General features: G+C 55.6%; 17 protein-coding genes. 7 read left to right on the top strand and 10 right to left on the bottom strand.

What is annotated here, in order from left to right:
* Nucleotides 1-6: 6 nt before the first annotated feature.
* Nucleotides 7-3,486 carry a TonB-dependent receptor gene (locus VNX88_19575; GenBank protein HWY70878.1) on the bottom strand — a complete coding sequence of 1,160 codons (3,480 nt, stop codon included), beginning with the start codon at nt 3,484-3,486 and terminating at the stop codon, nt 7-9.
* A gap of 291 nt (nt 3,487-3,777) precedes the next feature.
* Nucleotides 3,778-4,197 (bottom strand): cupin domain-containing protein, encoded by a 420-nt coding sequence (locus VNX88_19570; GenBank protein HWY70877.1) that lies wholly within the window; start codon nt 4,195-4,197, stop codon nt 3,778-3,780.
* A 108-nt stretch (nt 4,198-4,305) separates the two neighbouring features.
* Between VNX88_19570 and VNX88_19565 the strand changes: the two genes are divergently transcribed.
* Together VNX88_19565 and VNX88_19560 are read left to right on the top strand one after the other, a co-directional pair.
* Nucleotides 4,306-5,235, top strand: a complete 930-nt coding sequence (locus VNX88_19565; protein ID HWY70876.1) for a VOC family protein — start codon at nt 4,306-4,308, stop codon at nt 5,233-5,235.
* 147 nt (nt 5,236-5,382) lie between these two features.
* On the top strand, nt 5,383-5,736 hold the full coding sequence (locus VNX88_19560; protein HWY70875.1) for an FtsX-like permease family protein: 354 nt from the start codon (nt 5,383-5,385) through the stop codon (nt 5,734-5,736).
* 10 nt (nt 5,737-5,746) lie between these two features.
* Here VNX88_19560 and VNX88_19555 read toward each other — a convergent pair whose 3' ends face one another.
* The gene (locus VNX88_19555; GenBank protein HWY70874.1) at nt 5,747-5,944 is read right to left on the bottom strand and encodes a helix-turn-helix domain-containing protein; all 198 of its coding nucleotides are present in this window, start codon (nt 5,942-5,944) and stop codon (nt 5,747-5,749) included.
* A 501-nt stretch (nt 5,945-6,445) separates the two neighbouring features.
* On the opposite strand from VNX88_19555, the gene VNX88_19550 reads away from it, so the two are divergent.
* Nucleotides 6,446-7,201, top strand: coding sequence for a copper homeostasis protein CutC (locus VNX88_19550; GenBank protein HWY70873.1), 756 nt, complete (start codon nt 6,446-6,448; stop codon nt 7,199-7,201).
* Nucleotides 7,198-7,893, top strand: a complete 696-nt coding sequence (locus VNX88_19545; GenBank protein HWY70872.1) for a hypothetical protein — start codon at nt 7,198-7,200, stop codon at nt 7,891-7,893. The genes VNX88_19550 and VNX88_19545 overlap by 4 nt, the downstream gene beginning before the upstream one ends.
* On the opposite strand, the gene VNX88_19540 is transcribed toward VNX88_19545, so the two are convergent.
* A complete protein-coding gene (locus tag VNX88_19540) occupies nt 7,894-8,214 on the bottom strand; it encodes a hypothetical protein (GenBank protein ID HWY70871.1) in 321 nt (106 codons plus the stop codon).
* A gap of 146 nt (nt 8,215-8,360) precedes the next feature.
* Between VNX88_19540 and VNX88_19535 the strand changes: the two genes are divergently transcribed.
* The gene (locus tag VNX88_19535) at nt 8,361-9,248 is read left to right on the top strand and encodes a LysR family transcriptional regulator (GenBank protein HWY70870.1); all 888 of its coding nucleotides are present in this window, start codon (nt 8,361-8,363) and stop codon (nt 9,246-9,248) included.
* Between the two features lie 9 nt (nt 9,249-9,257).
* Here VNX88_19535 and aroF read toward each other — a convergent pair whose 3' ends face one another.
* The 6 genes from aroF to VNX88_19505 form a co-directional block, all read right to left on the bottom strand.
* Entirely contained in the window at nt 9,258-10,289 is a 1,032-nt protein-coding gene (gene aroF / locus VNX88_19530) for a 3-deoxy-7-phosphoheptulonate synthase (GenBank protein HWY70869.1), read from the bottom strand.
* 322 nt (nt 10,290-10,611) lie between these two features.
* Entirely contained in the window at nt 10,612-11,286 is a 675-nt protein-coding gene (locus VNX88_19525) for a DUF1326 domain-containing protein (GenBank protein HWY70868.1), read from the bottom strand.
* A gap of 286 nt (nt 11,287-11,572) precedes the next feature.
* Nucleotides 11,573-11,806 (bottom strand): hypothetical protein, encoded by a 234-nt coding sequence (locus VNX88_19520; protein ID HWY70867.1) that lies wholly within the window; start codon nt 11,804-11,806, stop codon nt 11,573-11,575.
* Nucleotides 11,803-12,798, bottom strand: a complete 996-nt coding sequence (locus tag VNX88_19515) for an FAD binding domain-containing protein (GenBank protein ID HWY70866.1) — start codon at nt 12,796-12,798, stop codon at nt 11,803-11,805. Before VNX88_19515 ends, VNX88_19520 begins: the two co-directional genes overlap by 4 nt.
* Nucleotides 12,795-14,975, bottom strand: a complete 2,181-nt coding sequence (locus tag VNX88_19510; GenBank protein ID HWY70865.1) for a xanthine dehydrogenase family protein molybdopterin-binding subunit — start codon at nt 14,973-14,975, stop codon at nt 12,795-12,797. Before VNX88_19510 ends, VNX88_19515 begins: the two co-directional genes overlap by 4 nt.
* Before the next feature lie 2 nt (nt 14,976-14,977).
* Complete coding sequence (locus VNX88_19505; protein HWY70864.1) at nt 14,978-15,607, bottom strand: (2Fe-2S)-binding protein; 630 nt, start codon at nt 15,605-15,607, stop codon at nt 14,978-14,980.
* A gap of 740 nt (nt 15,608-16,347) precedes the next feature.
* Here VNX88_19505 and VNX88_19500 point away from each other — a divergent pair.
* On the top strand, nt 16,348-19,098 hold the full coding sequence (locus VNX88_19500; protein ID HWY70863.1) for a phosphoenolpyruvate carboxylase: 2,751 nt from the start codon (nt 16,348-16,350) through the stop codon (nt 19,096-19,098).
* A 320-nt stretch (nt 19,099-19,418) separates the two neighbouring features.
* Nucleotides 19,419-21,389: an Ig-like domain-containing protein gene (locus VNX88_19495; protein HWY70862.1), complete on the top strand. Its 1,971-nt coding sequence runs from the start codon at nt 19,419-19,421 to the stop codon at nt 21,387-21,389.
* Nucleotides 21,390-21,833: the final 444 nt, after the last annotated feature.

Genomic DNA, 21,833 nt, shown 5'->3' with positions numbered 1-21,833 from the left:
GTACGGTCAGAATGTGAATCTTGCGCTCAACTCCACGGTGCGGTTTCCGTCCCCAACGTTCTGGTTGTTCACCGATCCAGTTCCGGTTATGCGTCCAAAAGTTGAAGAAGTGAAGCTCGTGTCAGGGTTATTGAAGTGTGGAGTGTTGGTCACGCTAAAGGCCTCGGCTCGGAACTCAAATCCCATTCTTTCCCCTACGGGGAAGTTACGAAACACTGCTGCATCGAGATTGAAGAATCCCGGGCCGGAGAACTGGTAGCGCCGCATGTTGCCGAGTACTCCGTTGGCAACCACTGGGCAGTTTGGATTCGCGTTTGTGCCAGCCGGCTGGCAGAACGCAGAAGTATCGAACCACAAGTTGGTGTCGATGCCCCCCAGCACGTGGAATGGAGCAATCTGAACCGGATACTGTGTGGATCCAGGCGCATTGAGGTTGTTTCCGTTTGCCGTGAAGTGAAGCGGCGCACCACTCATCCGGGTGAGCACGCCGGTCACGCCCCATCCGCCCAGAATCCAACTGGCCGGGCCAGAATTGAGGAAGTGCTTGTTTTTTCCGAAAGGCAGCTCGTACACGTAACTCTGAACAAACGTGTGTCTCCGACTGCGGCTCGTTTCCGAATAGTTGCGTTGAAAGTCGATGTAGTTATCCGGTCCCCCGTCATCAGCGTTCATATCCGAGCGATAGGCTAGCGCTTTTGCCCACGTATACGAGGTGGTGAGCAGGAACCCACCCTTAAACTTGTGGTCAAGTCTCGCCTGCAACGAGTTGTAGTTCGAGACTGTGGGCTTGAACAGGAACGTGGTTGCCGCCGTACGGCCAAACTGTACGCACAGCGGTTCTACGGTGCAGGTGTTCGTTAGCGCACCGTTCACGACTGCAGGAGTAGTGGCGGCATTCACGTTAAATCCAACCGGAATCTTGACGCCGTGATTGCCTACATATGCCAAATCGAGAACGAAGTTGCCGGGCAGCGATTGCTGAATGGAGAAGTTGTACGACTCAACGTATGGCTGCTGGAAGTGTTTGTCGACCACATTGTAAGGATCGCCGTTGCTCGGGGTGACGGTTCCGTCAGTCGCAATCGCGACAGCGCTCGGCGCTGGAAATCCATTTGGGAATACACCCAGCAACCCGTTGCTGAAAGTGGGAAGAGCAAAACTGTTGATTTGACTCGTGCCCTGGTTCTGGCGGACGGGGAAGTTGAACGCGTATTGATTATTCGTGAAGGGCTCATAACTGATTCCGAAGCCTGCACGCACAACCGTTTTTTCATTGACTCTGTATGCGACCCCAAGCCGCGGCGCGAAGTACTTGTAGTAAGTCTCTCGGCCAAGGTTTGACGGATTGCCGGCGACACCGGCAATTACCAGCCGATTGATCGAAGGATCGTAGTTGGAGTACCGCCCGGCATGACTCGGAGTCGCTGGCAAATACAACTCCCAGCGTAGCCCAGCGTCGATGGTCAATTTGCTTGTGGCATGCCAGGTATCCTGACCGAAGAAGAAGGCTTCCGTCTCTCTCCAAGCACCCGAGACGAGGGAAATGTCCCTCCCGGTCTGTGTTGGAGCATCAATCAAGAATGCAGCGAAGTTGTTCGCCAGTGTGGCGCTGCCAGTGCCCCCATTAAGAGAGGTAGTGCCGGTACCGAACACATAGTGACCACGTGGGCCAAAGGTCTGCGCCTGTACCAAATCATCGCGCAGTCTTCGGATATCCGCTCCCCACTTGAAGGTGTGATTGCCGCTGATCTTCGTCCATGTGTTCACAACATTGATGTTTGTCTCTCCACGATCCCAAGGCTGGGAGGCAGAGTATCCGACAAAAGGATTGGAAAAACCATTTTGGATTTCAATTTGTGTTAGACCGCTGGTAAAAGCGTCAAGGTTCGCCCCGGGAATGCCGAGGTCTGTGGTTGCAGTTGATCCGTGATCGGGAGTAATGGTCGTATTGCGGTAATGGCTGATCCCGCCGCGAGTCTCCATTACCAACGTGGGCGAAAAGATGTGTGTCTCATTGATAGCGCCGCTTTCCTCAGTTTGGTTTCCCTGACCTTGGAACCCGCCATTTGCAAATCCGCCTGCGAGACCGAAAATTGGCTGCTGAAAGGGATTCTGCGTAGCGCGGCTGAAACGGAAGGCCAGGCGGTCCTTCTCACTAAAGTTGTGATCAATCTTGGCGTCAAACGAAGTGCTGTTTTTCCTAAATTGCGTGTTCTGCTGATAGTTGTTGCTCAGGCTGTTGCCCGCATGCGGTACCAACGCAAGGATCTTAAGCGATATCGGATCCATCAAAGCCAGCGGAATAATGTTGTTACAAGTACCCGCTTTGCAGGCAGGATTAAACGCGTCCACCAGCCCATTGCGACCTTGAATCGTGGCAACACCGGGAGCCGAAGTAGCGAAGATCTGCTGGCGGCCCGTACCATTAGCGGCCCCTGTAAATGGATCGTAAATATTCGCCTTACCCGCAGTAATAGCTGCCGTTACGTCGCCGTTGCGGAAGGCGTCTGTGGGCAAGGTGCCGAGTTGAAACTGCCCGCGAATGTCGTCGATGCGCAGCAGGTCAAAGAAGAAGAACGTCTTGTCCTTGATAATTGGCCCACCGATCGTTCCCCCGTAGTAGTTGAAGGTAGTGCGCGCGATCGGGCTGGGACCAGCGGCGGTACGCTGGAAATACGTGCGCGCCTGGAGAGCGCTCACGCGGTTGTATTCGTACAGTGAGCCGTGAAAGTTATTGGTCCCAGATTTCAAAATTACGTTCGTAACGGCGCCTCCTGCCCGTCCGAACTCTGCAGAATAGTTGCTGGTGGTCACGTCGACGGTCTCGATCGCCTCTGATGGCGGCACGTAAATCTGCAGCAAGCCCGTACGCTCATCGTCGTTGACCCCTTCGATTGCCAGCTGATTAAACTCGCGCGATTGACCATTCACCTCAGTCGAGAGCGTGTCTTGCGCATTGAAGAAGTCGGAATGATCCCGATGCGGCTTTACCGTACCCGGCACCAGTGCAAGTAAGCTCTGGAAGTTGCGGTTTGCTCCACCAATGGGCAATTGCTGTAGTTGCGCGGTCTCGATGTTTTGGCTCACATCCGCGCGATCGGTTTTCAGCGGCGCGATCGCCCCCGTTACTTCCACCGTTTCCGTCACGGCGCCGGGCTGCATCGTCATGTCCACGCGCACGGTACTATTCACGTCCAGTCGGACGTCTGGCCTGCTCTGCTTCTTAAAACCGCGTGCCTCGGCAACGAGGGTATATGAGCCGGGTGGAAGGTTCGGGAAGACGTAATTGCCGCTCGCATTGCTCTGGGTTGAGTGAGGAATGCCAGTTCCGGTTTCGGTAATGGTGACTTGTGCTGCGGGCACGACCGCGCCGGATGAATCGGTCAAGGTACCCAACAGTGTGCCGTTCACGGCTTGTCCTAACAATTGAACAGTCGTGATTGACAGTGCGCACGCTGCAAACATCAAAACTGTACAGGCTCTCATCTTGCTGACCATCGCTCCTCCTGGCCCGTTTTGTACCGCGAAACAGGGTTGTGTGGGGTGGTCGAGCATGTTGTACGAGCCTTATGACCACTGTCAAGACACACGAAAAAATCGATTTAGGAAAACTTCACGGAATCGTTATCAGGCAGAGAGAACAGGCAAGCAAATCACTCACGTGGGAGGTAACACTCTCTGGTGACTGCAAAAGCTGGTGTCAGACGCGATATCCGAGAAGAATGGCAGCTACTTGCGTTCGTAGCTGCCTTGCGTTCATTCGAAATCCATGACCCCTCAACCCATGTTCCCGACGGCCACTACGAAATAGTTTGCCGGAGTAGTTCCGACGTTCTTTATGCCGTGCAGATCATTGCCTGTTGCCAGTCCTACTCCACCCGGTCCTAGCCGATGTGTTTGTCCATTGATGGTCAATTCGACCGTACCCTCGCGAATGAGCCAGAACTCGCTGTGGGCATGGCGGTGTGGCGCGTGGGGCATCTCGCCGGGGTCGAGCGTGGTTTCATGCGCCTCCACGTGCTCCCCCGTTGAAATCTTGCCGTTGGTGACGGGGCGTGTAGTGTGTCCTCCGCTGGTCTTGGCCTGCAATTCGTCAAACGGCCATGTGCGGGAAGAGAGCGTCTGGTCGTCTGCAGCCCAGGATTTGGTTACAGCCAGAAGAGGTAACAGCGAGCACAGTTCGCGACGGTTCATCATTAAGCCTCCAGTGAGAGTTCGCATTACACGATATATTGTCGAATCTGAATGCGCTGCCGAACAGCAGTGTGGCTTCGGCGGGGGACATTCTAAGACGGTTTTCATTGTATGAACCCCATCCGATTCGTTCTCATTCTCTTGCTCGTCACGACGCTTCCTGCCCAAACGGCGACGCAACGCCCGCGAATTCTCGGGGTTGCTCACATCGCTCTCTTCACGAGCGACCTCGCGAAGGCGCGTACTTTCTACGAAGATTTCCTGGGATATCAGGAGCCATTCACTCTCAAGCGGGACGACGGATCAATCCGAATTGCGTTTGTCAAAATTAATGACAAACAGTATGTCGAGCTGTTTACCGATCCTCCGAAGGAAGACGGCCAACTCAATCACGTCGCGGTCTACACCGACAATGCTGAGCAAATGCGCGACTACCTAGCTGAACACGGGATCAAAGTTCCAGCAACAGTAGCGAAAGGGAAGACCGGAAATTACAACTTCACGATTCAGGATCCAGACGGACACACGGTCGAGATCGTTCAATATCTTCCGGACAGCCTGACCGGCAGGAATCAGGATAAGTTTGCTCCGACCAGTCGCATATCGAGCCGCATCATGCATGTCGGCTTTCTAGTTCGCGACCTGGAAGCGTCGATGAAGTTTTATCGCGATCTGCTCGGGTTCCAGGAATTCTGGCGGGGCAGTTCGAACGGCACGCAACTGAGCTGGGTGAACGTGCGAGTGCCCGACGGCGACGACTACGTGGAATTCATGCTGTATACGGGCACGCCGTCTGCTCAGGAGCGCGGTGTGAAGAATCACTTGTCACTCGAAGTTCCCGATATAGAAAAAGCCGTGCAGGATCTGGAAAAGAGACCGGCACGCAAGCTGTATGGACGCGAGATCAAGACGCAGGTTGGCAAGAATCGTAAGCGACAGGCTAACCTGTTCGACCCCGACGGCACTCGTGTCGAGCTCATGGAACCTAAAACCATCGATGGGCAACCTGCTCCTTCATCGACTGCTCCTCCACCGCAATAAGAGAAGAGAAATCTAACTTTGTCGAGCTATCTTGCTCTTGTTGCAGCCTAATGCCCCCACGATGCAAGAGCATCTTGATCAGTTAAGCCCCCACTCTAATCGCGGCATGGACCAACGGGCTAATTACATTAATGGGTAATTCGCGCCGTGGTAAGACTGGCGGGATTGGCAGCTTATTCTGTAAGTCAGCGCTACCGCGAGATATCGCGCTGCGCGGCCCTCGGCGCCCGCAGCCAGGACGTCCTTACACTTGTCCTCAAGGAGGCTTCAGCGCTGCTGCTGACTGGCATCCTTATAGGGACAACACTGGCAATTTTGGCAGAACGAGGCCTTGCGGCGGTTTCATCCACAGTGGGAAACGTGAACAGCAGGAGCAGCTCCGATCCGTTGATAATCGTCGGAGCCCCGCTCCTGCTTGGTGTCCTGGCCTTGTTCGCATGCTACGTGCCGGGGCGAAAATCTACGAAATTGGATCCGATGACTGCGCTGCGGCACGAATAGGTATCTACTATTACCAGCCGTACTCTTTCAGCTTGCGATACAGAGTTGTCTTGCCGATGCCAAGCAGGCGGGCGGCTTTGAGCTTATCGTCGTTGACGACTTTCAAGGCGTTCTGAATGGCTTGTTTCTCTAGAGTGGCGAGAGGAACAATCTTTCCAGCTCCGCCTTTGCGCGAAGCTGAAGCTTTCTTTTTCGATGATTTGGCCATAGTGTAATTTTTCCTGATGTTTTCTTAAGATTTTGATTTCTTGCGCTGTGCTGCCCAGCGCCGCTTCTGTGCTTCTGAAATGCGTTTACGTGCTTCTGCACTCATGTGCCGCGGCCCTCGGCGTCCCTGGGCGCTTCGTCCCGTTCGAGAACTCCCTCCGAGTGCAGCGATGGCCTTGTCGATACGCTGACGTTCGGCCCTCAGTGCTTCAAGAATCTGTTCTGTGTCCAACAGCGTCTCCTAACTCCCGATTCGGGAAGGGGAAATTGTACCAATAAAACTCAAAAAGTCCATCCCAGAAAAATAGCAGCTGCCTGCTACTCTGGACAATCATTCTTGAGTTGTATGGCCAATTCCAAAATGAGTTTACAGGCGAATTCGGAACACGGCGAGCGGATTTACGCGAAGTTACTAACTTTTTGGTGGCAAATTAGGAATAGCCGGTAACATCGCCGCGTTACGAAAGTTACACGAAGTTACTATCCCAAATCTGAACCGCAAATGTTTGTGACGACCCGAACCATTGTCGAAATTGCGGTGCACAGTGTCGAATCGGCAATCGCCGCTCAGGTTGGCGGAGCCGATCGTGTGGAGTTGTTCAGCAATCCCATTGAAGGTGGCGTGACTCCCAGTGAGGGCTTGATCACAATCCTACGAGAGAAGCTCGTTAAGGATTTGCATGTCATGATTCGGCCTCGTGGAGGCGATTTTCACTATTCAGAACTTGAATCAGAGGTCATGCGTCGCGACATCAATATGGCTAAGCGCTCAGGCGCTAACGGAGTGGTGTTCGGATTCGTCAATGTTGATGGAACGGTCGACGTCGAGCGGACTCGTCAGATGGTAGAGGCGTCTCGCCCTCTGTCGGTTACTTTTCATCGCGCCTTTGATGTTTGCAGCAACCTCGAGAACGCTCTCGAAGACCTGATCTCTAGCGGCGTGGACCGGGTGCTCACGTCGGGCGGAGAAGCGAGTGCGATTGAAGGCTCGAAGCGTATTGCGAGTCTTGTTCGTATCGCCGGAAATCGAATCAAGATCATCGCCGCTGGAGGGATCAGGCCCGCAAATGTTCGGCGGATATTGCAGGAAACTGGGGTAAGAGAGGTTCACGCGGGTTTGCGGAGCACGATTCCTGGTCCTATGCGGTTTCACAATGAGAAAGTATCGATTGGGCACAGGATTCCAGGTGAACATGAACGAATCGTCGTGAAAGAAGACGATGTGCGTAAACTCGTAAACGCAGTGGGGCAATTGTGATCCGGTGGTCTGCGGTGGTCTTTGCGCTGGCGTCAACTCTCGCCTTGGGTCAGTCACCGGAATCGGGACAGTACCGTACCAGGTTCGAAAACGACGTAGTTGCGGTTTACGAGCTGAATTTACCTGCGCGTGCTTCCGCCTCCACATTTCAATCCGCCCATGACACATTCTGGCTCTCACTTACGGATTCCACAGTTGCCTTCGCTCGCCAACAGTGGAAGGTGGATCTTCGGATGCAAGCTGGCGACACGCGTTTCTTCTCAAGCTTCGAGACCAGCCTTGTAACCAATACAGGTGCGACAGATTTTCGTGGGGTCATGGTTGCGCTGAAGCCACGAGGACTTGTCTCGAGTGGATGTGAATGTTCCGGAAGCACTGCAAGAACTGTCTGCGGATGCAAGGGTGCGACTCACTTGGAACCTTTGTGGGCCGTGAGCCTCGGCGAAGTGACACTTGCAGGAACGTTACTGGGTGTTGGCGAGTCTTTTCGAGCTGCCGCCTTGCGTGACGATATGCTTCTGGTTGCGGTTACGGATGTCAGTCTGACTGATTTGGCGAGTCAGGATTCTGATCTTCGTGAGAAGCCGGTGCTGCACGTGAAGTCCGGAGATGCGGTATGGATCAGCGCAGGGCGACACCAGTTCAAGAATGTGGGAGACGAGCGCGCGCGCTTCGTCACCTTCGAATTCTGATCATTTCGCTGGGACATTCTCCTGTGTGCTGAGTTTCTTTTCCATGTCGCGGAGCAGGAGCTGCCACATTTCGATCTCCAGTTGGAACTGATGCTTTAGCGGCGTGTCGCCGGCAGAGACGAACGCCACATTCCTCTGCATCTGGCCAAGCAAGACCTGCATTTTTGAGAGATCAGCTGTGACATTGTTTGGATCTGTATTGGCGTGTTGAGCCTCTCGGGCATCTGATGACGCGACCCTTGAGGTGCTTTGAACATCCTGTGCAGGCAGCGTAGCGATTGCGCAGAATAAAATGGCGATAATTGTGACGAGCTTTCGCATGATTGCTTCTTTCCTCCACATCCACATGTTCTAGCAATATCAGAGAAATCAATCATGAGAATTGATTTTTCTTATTGGGAGAAACAGGATGTTGCACTGTGTAATCGAGAAGAGCATAAAGTGAAGCCGTGAATGGATTACCAGGATTGGATTTAGATCACCTCAAGACATTCGTCGAAGTGGCGAAAGAGGGCAACTTTTCGCGCGCTGCGGCGAAGGTGTTTCGCTCGCAGCCGGCGGTCAGCGCGCAGATTCGTCAACTTGAAGATGACTATCAGCAACGGTTGTTTGATCGTTCAGGAAAGACTGTGCGCCTGACGCCTGCTGGTGAAATCCTCCTGCAGTATGCCCAGAGTCTGCTGCGCCTCCACGATGAGTCGAGGAATGCGTTGTCACACGCGTCACAGGAAACGCGTGGCGTACTCTCGATTGGCGCCAACGAGGCGACGTTCCTCTACGTCCTGCCCAAAGTGTTTGAACGTTTCCATGGCAAGTATCCATCGGTGCGGATCAGCGTGTACCGGAATTTCAGTCGCAAGATCATCGAGAAGATCGAAGCGGGGGCGGTCGACGTGGGAATCGTCACGCTGCCCGTGAAGAGCACGGCGCTACGCGTCGTGCGTATGTTCAGCGACGAATTGCAGCTGGTCATTCAAGCCAGCCATCCGCTCGCAAGCAAGAAAGTCGTCACGCTGGCAGAAGTTGCTGAGGTGCCGCTTATCTTTCCTAAGACAGGATCGACGCGGCAGGTCCTGGAACGCATCTTCAATCCCTTCCGCGACAGCCTGCGCATCTCGATGGAATTGGGCAGCATTACCCTTATCAAGCAGTTCGTTGCCACGGGTTTTGGGGCTTCGGTGATCAGCACCAGTTTTGCCCAGGACGACGTGATTGCCGGACGCCTTCGCTTGATCCCAATCAAGGACCTCAAGCTCAAGCGGGAGCTTGGGTTGGTGTACCGCAAGGACCGCACTCTGCCACGAGCGGCTACGGCCTTTGTCGAAGTTGCGCATCAATCGCTGCGAACCAACTGAGTCCTGTCTCTAAGCAGAAGCTGGCATTTCCAACGGAGCTACGCGCCGTAGTGGCTCCGACAATCCCCGAATCATCGCAGCAAAGCCTTGCAAGTCGAGAGATTGAGGACCATCAGACAAGGCACGCTCAGGACAAGGGTGTACCTCAACAATCAACCCATCTGCGCCGACTGCAATTGCCGCTCTCGAGACTGCACTGATCAGACTTCTGCGGCCGGTTCCGTGGGAAGGATCGGCGATCACCGGCAAATGCGAGAGTTCCTTTGCCAGAGCAATCGCAGCTAGGTCAATCGTGTTGCGCAACTCGGTTTCGAACGTCTTGATCCCACGCTCACAAAGAATGACCTGAGAGTTTCCACCAGAGAGCAGATACTCGGCTGCCAGCAGCCATTCTTTCACCGTGGCTGATGGACCGCGCTTCAGCAGAATGGGACGATCCACCTTCGCGAGGCGCCGCAGCAGGGCGAAGTTCTGCATGTTGCGAGCACCAACTTGAAGCACGTCCGCATGTTCGGCAATCAGATCAACGTCTTCGGTGCTCATCACCTCGGTAACGACAGGAAGACCTGTCAGCTCGCGCGCCTCGGTGAGAATCTTCAACGCTTCGATGCCTAAACCTTGGAAGTCATAAGGAGATGTGCGCGGCTTGTACGCTCCGCCACGCAGCATGCGAGCGCCAGCGTTCTTCACCGCGACTGCTGTGTCGAGCAGTTGCTCTCGCGATTCGACCGAGCAAGGTCCGGCAATTACAACTATTTCTTCACCGCCAATCTTCACGCCGGCAACTTCCACTACGCTAGGCTCTCGACGCACCTGCCGACTCACCAGCTTGAATGGATGCGCGATGGGAATAGCGTCTTCCACGCCAGGAGCTACCTTCAGTGCTTCGAGAAGTGTGCGGTTTCCGCCGCTGCCGACGGCTGCGACGATTGTTCGCTCGGTTCCGCGAATTACGTGAGGTTGGTAGCCGCAGAGCACTACGTTGTCGATTACGTGCTGAATTTCGGCTTCGGTTGCGCCTTCTGCCATGTTGATGATCACTGCCCGTCTCCTTGGAATCTCCGCAGAATGCAAAAGCCGCGACTCTGGAGTCGCGGCCTTCGGTGTTTCTGCTGATGATTGCTAAACGATTAAAACTCTAAATTCGTCTGCATGCACGCGCTTCACCGGAGCCGCTACTCGTAAAAAACCAGTAGCGGTATGTAAAGAAGCCGGTAAATCGGAGTGTTTGCATGACGGTTATCGAACTGCACTATAGGACAGCTTCTACGCAGGTGTCAACGGTTTCCGCCACGAAAAACACCTGAGTCAAAATGGGACGATGAAGGGAACTCGGAATCCCGCCGGGCGGGACTCTGAGGACTCATTCAGCGAAACTGCCAACGAAAGCGCTGCGCTTGCCGTGACGATCCCAATCCACGCCCAATCCGGGACCTTGATATTCATCCGTCATCGCAACGGCAGCCATCGAATGCTCTAGCTTCGTCAACGGCGGGTAATAAGTAGTCTCAGCGCCGCATGTGTGATCGCCTTCATTCAGCGCACGAGTCTGGATTTCAGCGAAGGTTCCGGCGCGAAGCGTTGCCTCACCGTGGTGAGAATGGTCGCGCAGTACATTCATCTCAATTGTCGTTGGGATTACGCGGAGCACCGTCGAGGTGAGCTTTCCGCTCATATGCTGAGCGAACGCAACCAGCGCATCTCGCTGAGCCGGGGTTGCCTGCTCATCAACCAGCATGACGGACTTAGCCGGATACGGATTCGCATACGGATCGCCGAGCGTTGCATTGGCCTTGACGGCAGCTATCACAGTGAGCCCATCGAGCTTCTGTCCGTCCCAGCTTCCATTGCGAACATGCCAGGCGAGCAGCGCCTGATCGCCGACGAGTCCAACTTCACCATTGGCGAAGCATTGCGCCACATACACGTCCGCGCTGCGGCTTTCGAGGTAGTCGCCGGTAATCTTCTGTGCTTGACTTGCGAAGGCAAAGGCGCCTAATGCCGTGATTGTGATGAGAAGTCTGATCAAATTACGCATTGCGTACTCCTACACTTTGTTTTTGATGCGTGACGAGATTTTTCGGTGCTTCCGCCATCGCACGAACCCTCTAAAACTGTCATCCTGAGCCTTCTGTTGGCGAAGGATCTTCCGGAATGTCTAAGATTCTTTGCCGTATTCCGGCTCTTACACGACTATTTTCGTGAAAGTGCCAGGACGGTGCAAATTACACCTGACGCATCGCGGGAGATCCTTCGCCCAAAAGAGGGGCTCAGGATGACACTTGTTAAGTGTGCCTGCCGCAACAAATCTCCTGAATAAAGAACTACCCACACTTGCCCGTGCCATGACACGGACGATGTCCGCGACAATTGCCCGGTTCCGCCACCTGTCCATCCGGCCCAATGCACGTCTGCGTGTGCACGCACCAAAAATTCCCATCGTTCGCGGGTGGCACGGTTGGATCGGGTTCCACATTCAGGTAAATCCTCTTCCAGCGCAGCGAGGGACAGAGATCTGGATGATTCGTGTTAAAACGCTCGAAATCATTGACAATCATGCCTGTCCTCCTTTGGCAGCCTGAAGCAGCGCGCGCTTTACCGCTACGCGAGCGAGTTTGATCTTGTGCTTGTTTTGGCCCAGGCTCTTGGCATTGGCCACGGCTGCAGCTCCGGCGGCATCGGCCGTCTCTTCGGAGATCGCCTTTCCGGCGACAGCCTGTGCGGCTTCGTTTGAGACCCAGGGAATCGGTGCTACGTGACTCATCACTACGCGAGCCGAACGAACGGTGTCTCCGTTCATGTCGAGAACCACTGAGGCCGTGGCGTAAGGCCAATCGAATGCGACCTTCTGCCGGACTTCGTAGTGCGAGGCCTTCACACCGGCCGGAGGCGCCGGTACGATCAAATCTGTGACGATCTCATTGGGACGAAGATCGTGTTCGCGCTCAGCTTCCGTCTTGGGAATTACAAAGAACTTCTCGAGGGGAACCTCGCGCGGCCCTTTTGGACCAAAGAGCCGAATGCGCGCGTTGTAAGCGATCAACGCGGGCGCAACCGTTGAAGGGCTAACGAAGTACGCTGGCCCGTCGTTCCCGAGGATCGCGTGATGACGGTTGTCGCCATCGAGCACGAGCGATTTTCCGTTCGGGCCCATGGCGAGCAGGCCAAATCCACTCCGGTACCACCAGCATCTGGGACGCTGGCACATGTTCCCGCCGATCGTAGCCACATTACGAATCTGCGGACTCGCGGCATCGCCGGCAGCGTGAGCGAGCATCGGATAGCGCTCCTTCACCTGCGCGTTCTCGGAGATTTCGATCAGAGTCATCAGGGACCCGATGCGCAATCCCCTTGCGGGCGTGAAGCTGATGCCACGCAGCTCCTGGAGATCTTTCACGTTGACCAGGCGCTTGGGATGGACGATATCGTCCTTCATCAGCGCAAGCAGATCGCTTCCTCCGGCGAGGACCTCGGCGTCATCCCATTTCTGCCCGAGCAATCCGACAGCCTGTTGTTTCTGTTTAGGACTGGTGTATTCGAAGGCTCTCATGCGCGGCCTCCTTCTGACTGGGCGCCCTCAAGCGCCGCTAGAACGCGCTCCGGCGTAAGCGGCAGGTAGGGAACGCGTACTCCGATGGCATTTGCCACGGCGTTCGAGATCGCCGCGCCGGGCGAAACCGTCGGCGGTTCACCGATGCCGATCACGCCACGCTCGTCGTAGCCCGGGCCGGTCATCAGTTTCACCACCAGCTCTCCGACGTCTCCGAGTCCGGCGAGACGATAGTTATCCATGTTGGTGTTGAGCATCGTGCCAGTGGTCTGATCCATGACCTTCTCTTCGTACAGCGCATAACTCACACCCATGATCAGCGCGCCCAGAACCTGGCTTTCCGCCTGCTTGGGGCTGATCACAAGACCGCAATCCTGAATAGCGACCATCTTGTTGATTTTGACAATCCCGGTTTCAGTATCGACCGAGACATCGGCCATCTGCACGCCGCCAACACCGCTGTTGATGAGATCGCCTTCGCCAGGATTCTTTCCCCTGACGGTGAGCGTCTGCGCTCCCAATTTAGAACACGCTTCCTTCCAGCTGAGGCTGCGGCTTGGATTGCCGGCAACACGCACGCGCCCGTCAACTACTTCCAGTTCATTCGGCTGGGCGTTCAGAGCCGGAGCGACTTTGGCCAGGAGTTGGTTCCTGGCGTCGGTAGCGGCACGGAAGGTCGCTGAACTCACGCCGCCGATCGTGCTACTGCCGCCCGAGGCGCTGTCGGGCGGATATTGGTTATCGCCGATCAGCAGATTGATCCCTTCCATGGGGATTCCAAGCGTATCTGAGGCTACGGCCAGAATCGACGTTCGCGTTCCCGTCCCGATATCCTGGGTTCCCATTTTGATCTCGACCGAGCCATCGGGATGAATCAAAAGATCGCAGTTACTGGTGTGACCGCGTCCGCCCCATGTGTGTAGAGCCAAACCCATTCCTTGCTTTACCGGACCAGCAGTCTTATCGCCGCGCGGATGCCAGCGTGCCTTCCACTGCATAAGCTCGTTGGCAGCATCGAGCTCTTCGGAGTAGATCTTGGAGCGCGGGTCGAGTAGGTCGATGTTCTTCTTTACGAAGTCGAAGGTGTCCATTCCCAGCTTGGCGGCGAGATCGTCGAGCGCACCCATGGTGATCACGCACATCTGCGGATGGTTCGGTGCCCGCCAGGCGCGCGCCGGACCAATGTGGTTCACCACACCAACGTATTGTTTCTGCTGATTCGGAACCTTCCACACGTAGGGAATAGCCAGCGACCCAGGAGCACCAGGCCCACCTGATCCCCACGCGTAAGAATCCCACGCGAGAAGCGTTCCGTCCTTCTTTGCGCCAACCTTCACACGTGCGTAAGCCGAAGGACGACAACCGGCGGTTTCCAATTCGGTCGCGCGGTTGAGCATCATCTTTACCGGAACGCCGCCGGCTTTCTTTGAGAGCTGGGCTGCTGCGACTCCCCAGGGATCCAGACCGAGCTTGCTACCGAATCCGCCACCAACGTGATCCTGATGCACATGAACGTTTGCAGCGGGCATATCGACGGCTTTGGCCACCTGCTCGCCGATCCCAGGTACGTTCTGCGTGGAGATGTGAAGGAATAGGTGATCGGGATCAGGCCATTCGGCAATACTGCCGTGCGTTTCCAGACAGCAATGCGTGATCACCGGTGAGCCGTAATAGCCTTCATGCGTGACTTCAGACTGTTGAAAGGCTGAAGTCGGATCGCCGACGGTTTCCTTCGAGGCGACTTTGTACAAGTCGCTCTTCTCAGCCTCGCCAAGGTTCGGCTCTTTGTCGTTCAAGACGAGGTGGGGAAGCTGCTCGTATTCGACTTTGATCGCACGAACGGCATCACGTGCGGTCGGCTCGTCGACAGCGGCTACGGCAACGATGTCGGTTCCAGCCCAGAAGACTTCGCCCTTGGCGCCATCGCTAGGGCCGTGAATAATGTGCACGGCTTTCACCCCAGGCATCTTCTCGGCTGCCGAGGTATCGATGCTCTTCACACGGGCGTGAGCATACGGGGACTTCACGCTGTCGCCATAGAGCATGTTGGGGCGAACAAGGTCATACGTGTACTTGGCGCGCCCCGACGACTTCGCCGGGCCATCGACGCGATTCATCCGCTTGCCGATCAGCTTGCGCTTACTTGCATCGGGCCATTGATAAATGTTTTCCGCCATGGCTATGCTCCCCCTTTCTGCTGTTGTCCACCCTTGGAGAGCTGGGCCACAGCGCCTTTAATGCCGGCGTACGTGCCGCAACGGCAGAAGTTTCCGCCCAGCCCTCTCGCGATCTCATCAGGCGTGGCGTTCGGATGCTTATCGACGAACGCTTTTGTAGCCATCACGAATCCGGGCGTGCAGAAACCGCACTGCTGAGCGTCGTTGTCGACGAAAGCTGCCGATACAGGATGCAGTTGGCCCTGAGGAGCAAGGCCGTCGGTCGTCACGATCTGCTTGCCCTGCGCTTCAATGGCAAGCATCGAACAGGAGTACACGGTTTTGTTGTCCAGAAGAACCGTACACGCACCGCAGGTCCCGCGATCGCACACACGTTTCGGTCCGGTTACCTCGAATTTTTCGCGTAAGGCATCGAGGAGCGTGAAGCGAGGTTCAAGGTTCGCCGTGAGACGCTTGCCATTCACATTGAGTGCTATGGGAACCTTTCCGGGACCGAAGACGTGAACTTCCTGTCCTTCGACCTCCAGGATGGTTGGCCCAAGAACAAGCGGGGCAGACGTGGTTATTGCTGAGATCTTCAGGAATTTACGCCGTGAGATTCCTGAGCCCTTGGGGGAATCCTGATCACTCATCTTCTAGTCTCCTTTGTGAGTGCTTCAGAAGTAACCGGAAATGGTAGCGCAAGCGCCGCTTCTTTGCAGAAGACGTTTTATTGAACAAATTGTTTGGCGACGTTTAATTCTCTGCGTTGCATTACCGTAATGTGAGAATCAGCCACTGCCTCCGAGGCGATCGATTCAACTATCGAATTGTGTTCTCGATCGGCTGGAACGTTTTTGTGCCAAGAAATTTCGCTGTAATTCTGGCTACCCTCCCCCCCGGGGGCTGTTTTTCATCGAGAAACTTTGAAAATGAGAGACTTGCGCTGAGGAAATCCAGAATTTTGGATTTGCAAAACGCAAAATCTTGCGTTTCGACCGTGCTCAATCCGGCACATCTTGTGGTTCATATTTCGGAAGCGCCGGGTTTCGTGTCATCCGAGAGCCGATCTTCACTCTTTTCGATCCTTGTGAATTCCTATTTTGGTACTTCATGCACACGCCTGACATTTGTTCTTTGTTACGGCGCGCTGCAGACCGTGTCAAGGTTTGTACCGTCGGTCGCTGTGGAAAACGAGGCGAACACGAAGGTCACGAAGGCTCAACAGGAGGTCACAAAGAACTAGCATGCACTCCTACGCACGAAGCATCGGTGATCTCTCGCTTCGTGACCTACTCTTTGGCCTTCGTGCCCTTCATGTTCGCCTAGTCTTTCAACGTAAAAGTGACCTCGGACCAGTGCAATTTACCCTCCGTCTGATAGCTTTTGATGTATGGCCAGCGTCGAACAGCCGAAGGCTCGAGTCAAAGACTCGGTCGAGCCGCTTTGGCAAGTCAGAGATCAGCAGCAGCATCTGCGTGAGCTGATCGCTACTGACGCTGAGCTGAAGGAAGCTCCGTTGCGCCGTGATGTCCGAAATCTTGGACGCATCCTCGGCGAAGTAATCAAAGAGCAGGCTGGGCAGAAAGTCTTCGATTCCGTCGAGCGGCTGCGCAACCTCAGCATTGAGCAGCGAGAGCAGGGCAAGATCGCACAAGATTCCTCGCTGCGCACGATGGATTTACGGCATGCCTTTCTTGTAGTGCGGGCGTTCGCCATCTACTTCGAGCTGGTCAATCTGGCAGAGACCAATCACCGCAAGCGTCGCCGCCGCGCGGCGCAGGTGAATCACAGCGAGCCGCAGGCCGGAACTATCGCGGGCACTTTCCGGCGGTTCCGGGCTGCAGGAATCAGTCTTGAGCAGGTAATGAAGGCGCTGCGCTGTGTCTATGCCGTTCCGGTTTTCACCGCACACCCAACCGAAGTTGCCCGGCGCACAGTGCTGATGAAGCGCGAGCGACTCTCAAAGCTGCTCGAGACACTCGACACCGCGCCCCTGACCGACGAGATTGCCGAGAAGGTAACCGAGGAGATCGCCGCCGAGATCACCGCGCTTTGGCAAAGCGACGAAGTTCGCCGTCGCACGCCTACCGTGCGCGATGAAATCAAAATGGGATTGGATTATTACCGCGCTAGCCTCATTCGCAGCGTCCCGGAAGTATATGAGGAGATCGCTCGTACATTAAACGCGGAGTTCGGATCGAACGTTCATCTTTCTGAGCTGCCGCGGATGATCGGCTTCGGTTCGTGGATCGGCGGCGATCGCGACGGAAATCCATTTGTCAATGTCACGAGCACGGAACAGGCGCTGGAACTGGCGCGCGAGCTGATCCGCAACAACTACGTTCAGGCGATTCGTGCTCTGGTCGTGCTGCTAAGTCCGGCAACAAGCATCACGGACATCTCTGCCGCACTTCGAGCGGCTTTGAAGCAATATGCTGCGCAACTTCCTGACGTACATGCGCGGGCGCTGACCTATTCCGAAACAGAGGCGTATCGGCACTTCCTTCTGTATGTGCAAGAGCGGCTTGCGCGAGCCGCCAGGAAACCGCACGCTGAGAGCGCGTACGCTAAGCCCGAGGAGTTTATTGCCGATCTGCAGTTGCTGCGCGAAAGCTTGGCTCAGAACTCAGGAGAGCGTATTGCGCAGGAGCTTATCGATCCGCTGCTGATCATCGTCGAAACCTTTGGATTTCATCTCCATACGCTCGACATTCGGCAACACGCCAAATTCCACAGTGAAGCAGTCGAACATCTGACGGCGAGGCCGGGCCAGGATCTCACTTCGACTTCAGAGAATACGCGTTTGGTTCTCGACACCATGCGAGCCATCGCAGACCTGAAGCGTCAATATCCAGCCGAGTCGATCCGCAGCTACGTGATCAGTGGCGCGACCTCGGCCCAGGATGTGTTCAATGTCGTGCGACTCGCCGCGATCTCTGGTGTTCAAGTGGAAGGCAAGAGCGAGGATCCAGGGCTGATGCCGGTTCCGTTATTCGAATCGATTCAGGACCTTCGCGGCTGCCCCGGCATCTGCCGTGAATTGTGGAGTTCGCCTGCATACGCGCGGCTGCTCGACTCCTGGCAGCGAAAGCAGGAGGTCATGCTGGGATACTCCGACAGCAATAAAGACGGAGGTATGCTCACGAGCTTGTGGGAGATCTATAAAGCGCATCGCGAACTGCATCGCGTCGCTCGCGAGCGCAACGTTCACCTGACTATCTTTCATGGACGTGGTGGAACTGTTGGTCGCGGTGGAGGTCCAACGCACCGCGCGATGGTGGCGCAGCCTGTGGGAGCCTTTACGGGGCATTTCAAGATCACCGAGCAGGGCGAAGTGCTCAATTGGAAGTATGCCGAACCGATTCTTGCCGAAAGATCGCTGGAGTTGATGGTGGCGGCTTCACTAGAGGCGCTTGTGCGTCCGAGTGGTCCGAAGAGTGCGGATGGTCTGGAGTGGGAAGCGGTCATGGAAGAGCTATCGCGCACGGCATTCGAGTTCTACCGCCACAACATTGCCGAGAATCCAGAGGTGATGGTTTATTTCGAGCAGTCGACGCCGGTTGGCGAGCTGCAGAACGTGAAGATCGGATCGCGTCCGGCGAAGCGTAAGCAGACACGCAGTCTCGAAGATTTGCGCGCGATTCCGTGGGTTTTCGGATGGATGCAGAGCCGATGCTTGCTGCCAGCGTGGTTCGGCGTTGGTCATGCTTTAGAACAGTTCATGCGTAAGCCAGACGGCGTCAACCTGCTGAAGCGCATGTATAAGGAGTTTCCGCTGTTCAGCGATCTCATAGAAAATTCTGAAATGGGACTGGCCAAAGCCGATTTCAACATCGCCCGCCTGTATTCCACGCTGGTCAGCGATGAAGACCTTCGCACGAGGGTCTTCAAGGTTTTGGAATCAGAGTTCCTACGCACCAAGAGGCTGCTGTTGCAGATTACGGATCAGTCGTGCCTGCTCGAGAACAATCAGATTTTGGCGCGATCGATTCGCTTGAGAAATCCGTATGTGGATCCGATGAGCATCGTGCAAGCAGAACTTCTGCGCCGCAAACGTGTCGGAGAGAAGAGTGAAGAGTTGGACTACGTGCTGGGAGCGACGATCAATGGGATTGCGGCGGGTTTGAGGAATACGGGATGAGATGGTTAGTCGGCCTCGAATCATGCTGTATTACGTGGGAGCAATATCAACGACTGTCATCCTGGGCGAAGGATCTCCCGGAATACGTCAATCTTAGTCGCGCTATCTTGGCTCTCCTCGAGAATCTTGGCCGAAGTGCCGGGATGGCGGCGAGTTAGTCCGACGAATCGCGGGAGATTCTTCGCCCAGAAGACGGGCTCAGGATGACAGTTACTCTCATTCGTCATGGTCCGGGGCGAGTGTTAGATGGCACCTTTACAATGGGTATTCACGCACGGCGAACATACCAATACATAGACCTCAACAGGGGTATCAATTCTTTGTCGAAACGACTTCTTCTTTTTTTTGTAGTTCTGACTGCACTGATCTGGGCCGGATGTGGGGGGAGCAAGACTCCGACTCCCGCGGGGGTGGCCATCACGATTTCACCCACTACCGCGAGCGTTGCCGGCGCCACGACCCAGCAATTTACGGCGACGGTCACTGGTTCCACAAATACGGCTGTAACCTGGCAGGTAAACGGCGTTGCCGGTGGAGATGCGACGAACGGCACCATCAGCGCGACTGGCCTCTATACGGCGCCGCCTGTTTTGCCGACAACCACCACCGTCGCAGTCACGGCGACCGCGCAGGCTGATACCACGAAAACCGCTAGTGCGATCGTGACGCTCACTGCGCCGGCAGTGACCATCAGCATCAGTCCGACCAGCGTCACCGTTGCCGCTGGAGCTACTCAACAATTCACTCCGACTGTGACGGTGACTGGTAGTACGAATAACGCTGTCAACTGGAGCGTGAGCGGCGTGCAAGGCGGAGATGCCGTCCACGGAACTATCGATACGAACGGTCTTTACAAGGCGCCAGCCGCGCCTCCCAAATCGGCCATTACAGTTACCGCGACCTCGCAGGCGAACACCGCATTCTCTGCTTCCGCCGCGGTGACGCTGCAATTCGGCAACGCGAGCCTGAGAGGCACTTACGTCTTTCTCCTGAATCAAGGCGATAACAGCTCGGGCTCGGGATTCTCGTATCGCGGCGGCACGTTTCAGGCTGACGGTACGGGAAACATCGCCGCCGGTGTTAGCGACGGAAATTCCGGAGCAGGACCTGCGACGGGACCTACCGGAATCCCCTTGACGGGAACCTACTCGGTTGGTCCGGATGGGCGTGGGGCAATGACGCTCACTGATGCTTCCGGCTCTCACAATTTTTCATTTGTCCTCACGTCGAACACTCGCGGACAGGTAATTGCTTTCGATTCAACGGCGGTGACCTCTGGTTTTATTCGCCTGCAGGATCCAGCGGCGACCGCCGGTGTGAGCGGGGCATTCGTCTTCGGCATGTCGGGTGACAACGCAGGGCCTGCGGCTGCAGTCGGTCAGCTCATGTTCAGCGGTGCAACGGTTACAGGCACCGAAGACACGAATGTGAATGGAAGTTTCACTCCGGGAACAGCTGTAGCGGGCTCCTTTGCGGCCGCCGGAGGTCGCGGAACTGCATCGCTGAATGGTTCACAGTTCGTGTTCTACATCATCGATGCATCCACGCTGGTGTTGATGGATGTGGACGCTTCAGGTCTACGGATCGCTGGAACAGCGTTTGCGCAATCGAGCACGCCGTTCAGCAGTGCTTCGCTGGGATCGAGCGCATTCTTCGTGAACGGTTCGGCCGTTTCCGGCAACAAACCCTACGCGTTAGCCGCCCGTTTCGATACAGATTTCGTTGGTCAATTCCGTGGTGGCGTCTCGGATGTAAACAGCGGAGGCACTGTGACGAGCCCCCCATTCACGGCGACTTATACCGTCGCCGCGAATGGCCGTGCTCAAGTCACAGGATCGTCGAATTTCATCATCTGGCTCGCGTCGCAGAAGCAGGGCGTAGTTTTACAAAGCGATTCCGTCGTAGTTGCCAGCGGACAGTTATTCCAGCAGCAAGCGGGTTTCCAGTCCGTTACCGGGGGATATGCGTTCGCGACGACGGGAGCAAATTCCGCGGGCACGGTGCTGCAGGTTGTGGACGGTCAAATCACCGTTGCCGGATTCGGCTCTTTGTCAGGCAAGGAGGACGTGAATAGTAATGGCACTCTGCAACCGGCCCAGCCCCTTACCGGGAATTTGACGATTGCAACCAGCGGCCGCGCTACTGGGTCGATCTTGCTTACGAACCTTCCACCGGCTGTGAACTACGACTTCTATTTTGTCAATCCGGATAGGTTCATAATGCTGTCGGCTGATGCGAACACCGTGTTGTCCGGAATTGCGGAGCGGCAGTGTTCGGACTGCCAGTTTTGAACCAGGTCTGCCACAGCACGCCCAGCACACCACGGCTCGTTTTGAAAGAGAGTCGATAGCTTCGGAAATGACAGGCCCGTAGGGCCGGTTGGCTAAACGTCAGCCCAGTCCCGGAATGGCTGGGTGAGGGGGAGTCAAGAAACGAGCGCCGTAGGCGCGGCACTCGTCACGGATGGTAGAAGTGCCGAGGCTCGCAGAATGCCCAAAGTCAGTCTTCGTTGTTTACAGATCTCTGACCGAAGGTAACCGATTGGTTCCGGATTTTGAGAGGCGGCCTAGAATGCAAAATATAGCTTCGTCTGAGTGCCGCGCCTCCTGCGCTCAATTTCCGTCGCCGCGCACCCAGCCCTTCCGGGACTGGGCTGACGTTTGGCTAGCCGGGCCTACGGCCCTCTCATTGTCGCGGATCGTAGGTGTTCATTTGTCAATCAGATGCGAAAACTT

It is taken from the genome of Terriglobales bacterium (assembly GCA_035567895.1).
Taxonomy (GTDB): domain Bacteria; phylum Acidobacteriota; class Terriglobia; order Terriglobales; family Acidobacteriaceae; genus Gp1-AA112.
This window is presented reverse-complemented; position numbering and strand designations above follow the sequence as displayed.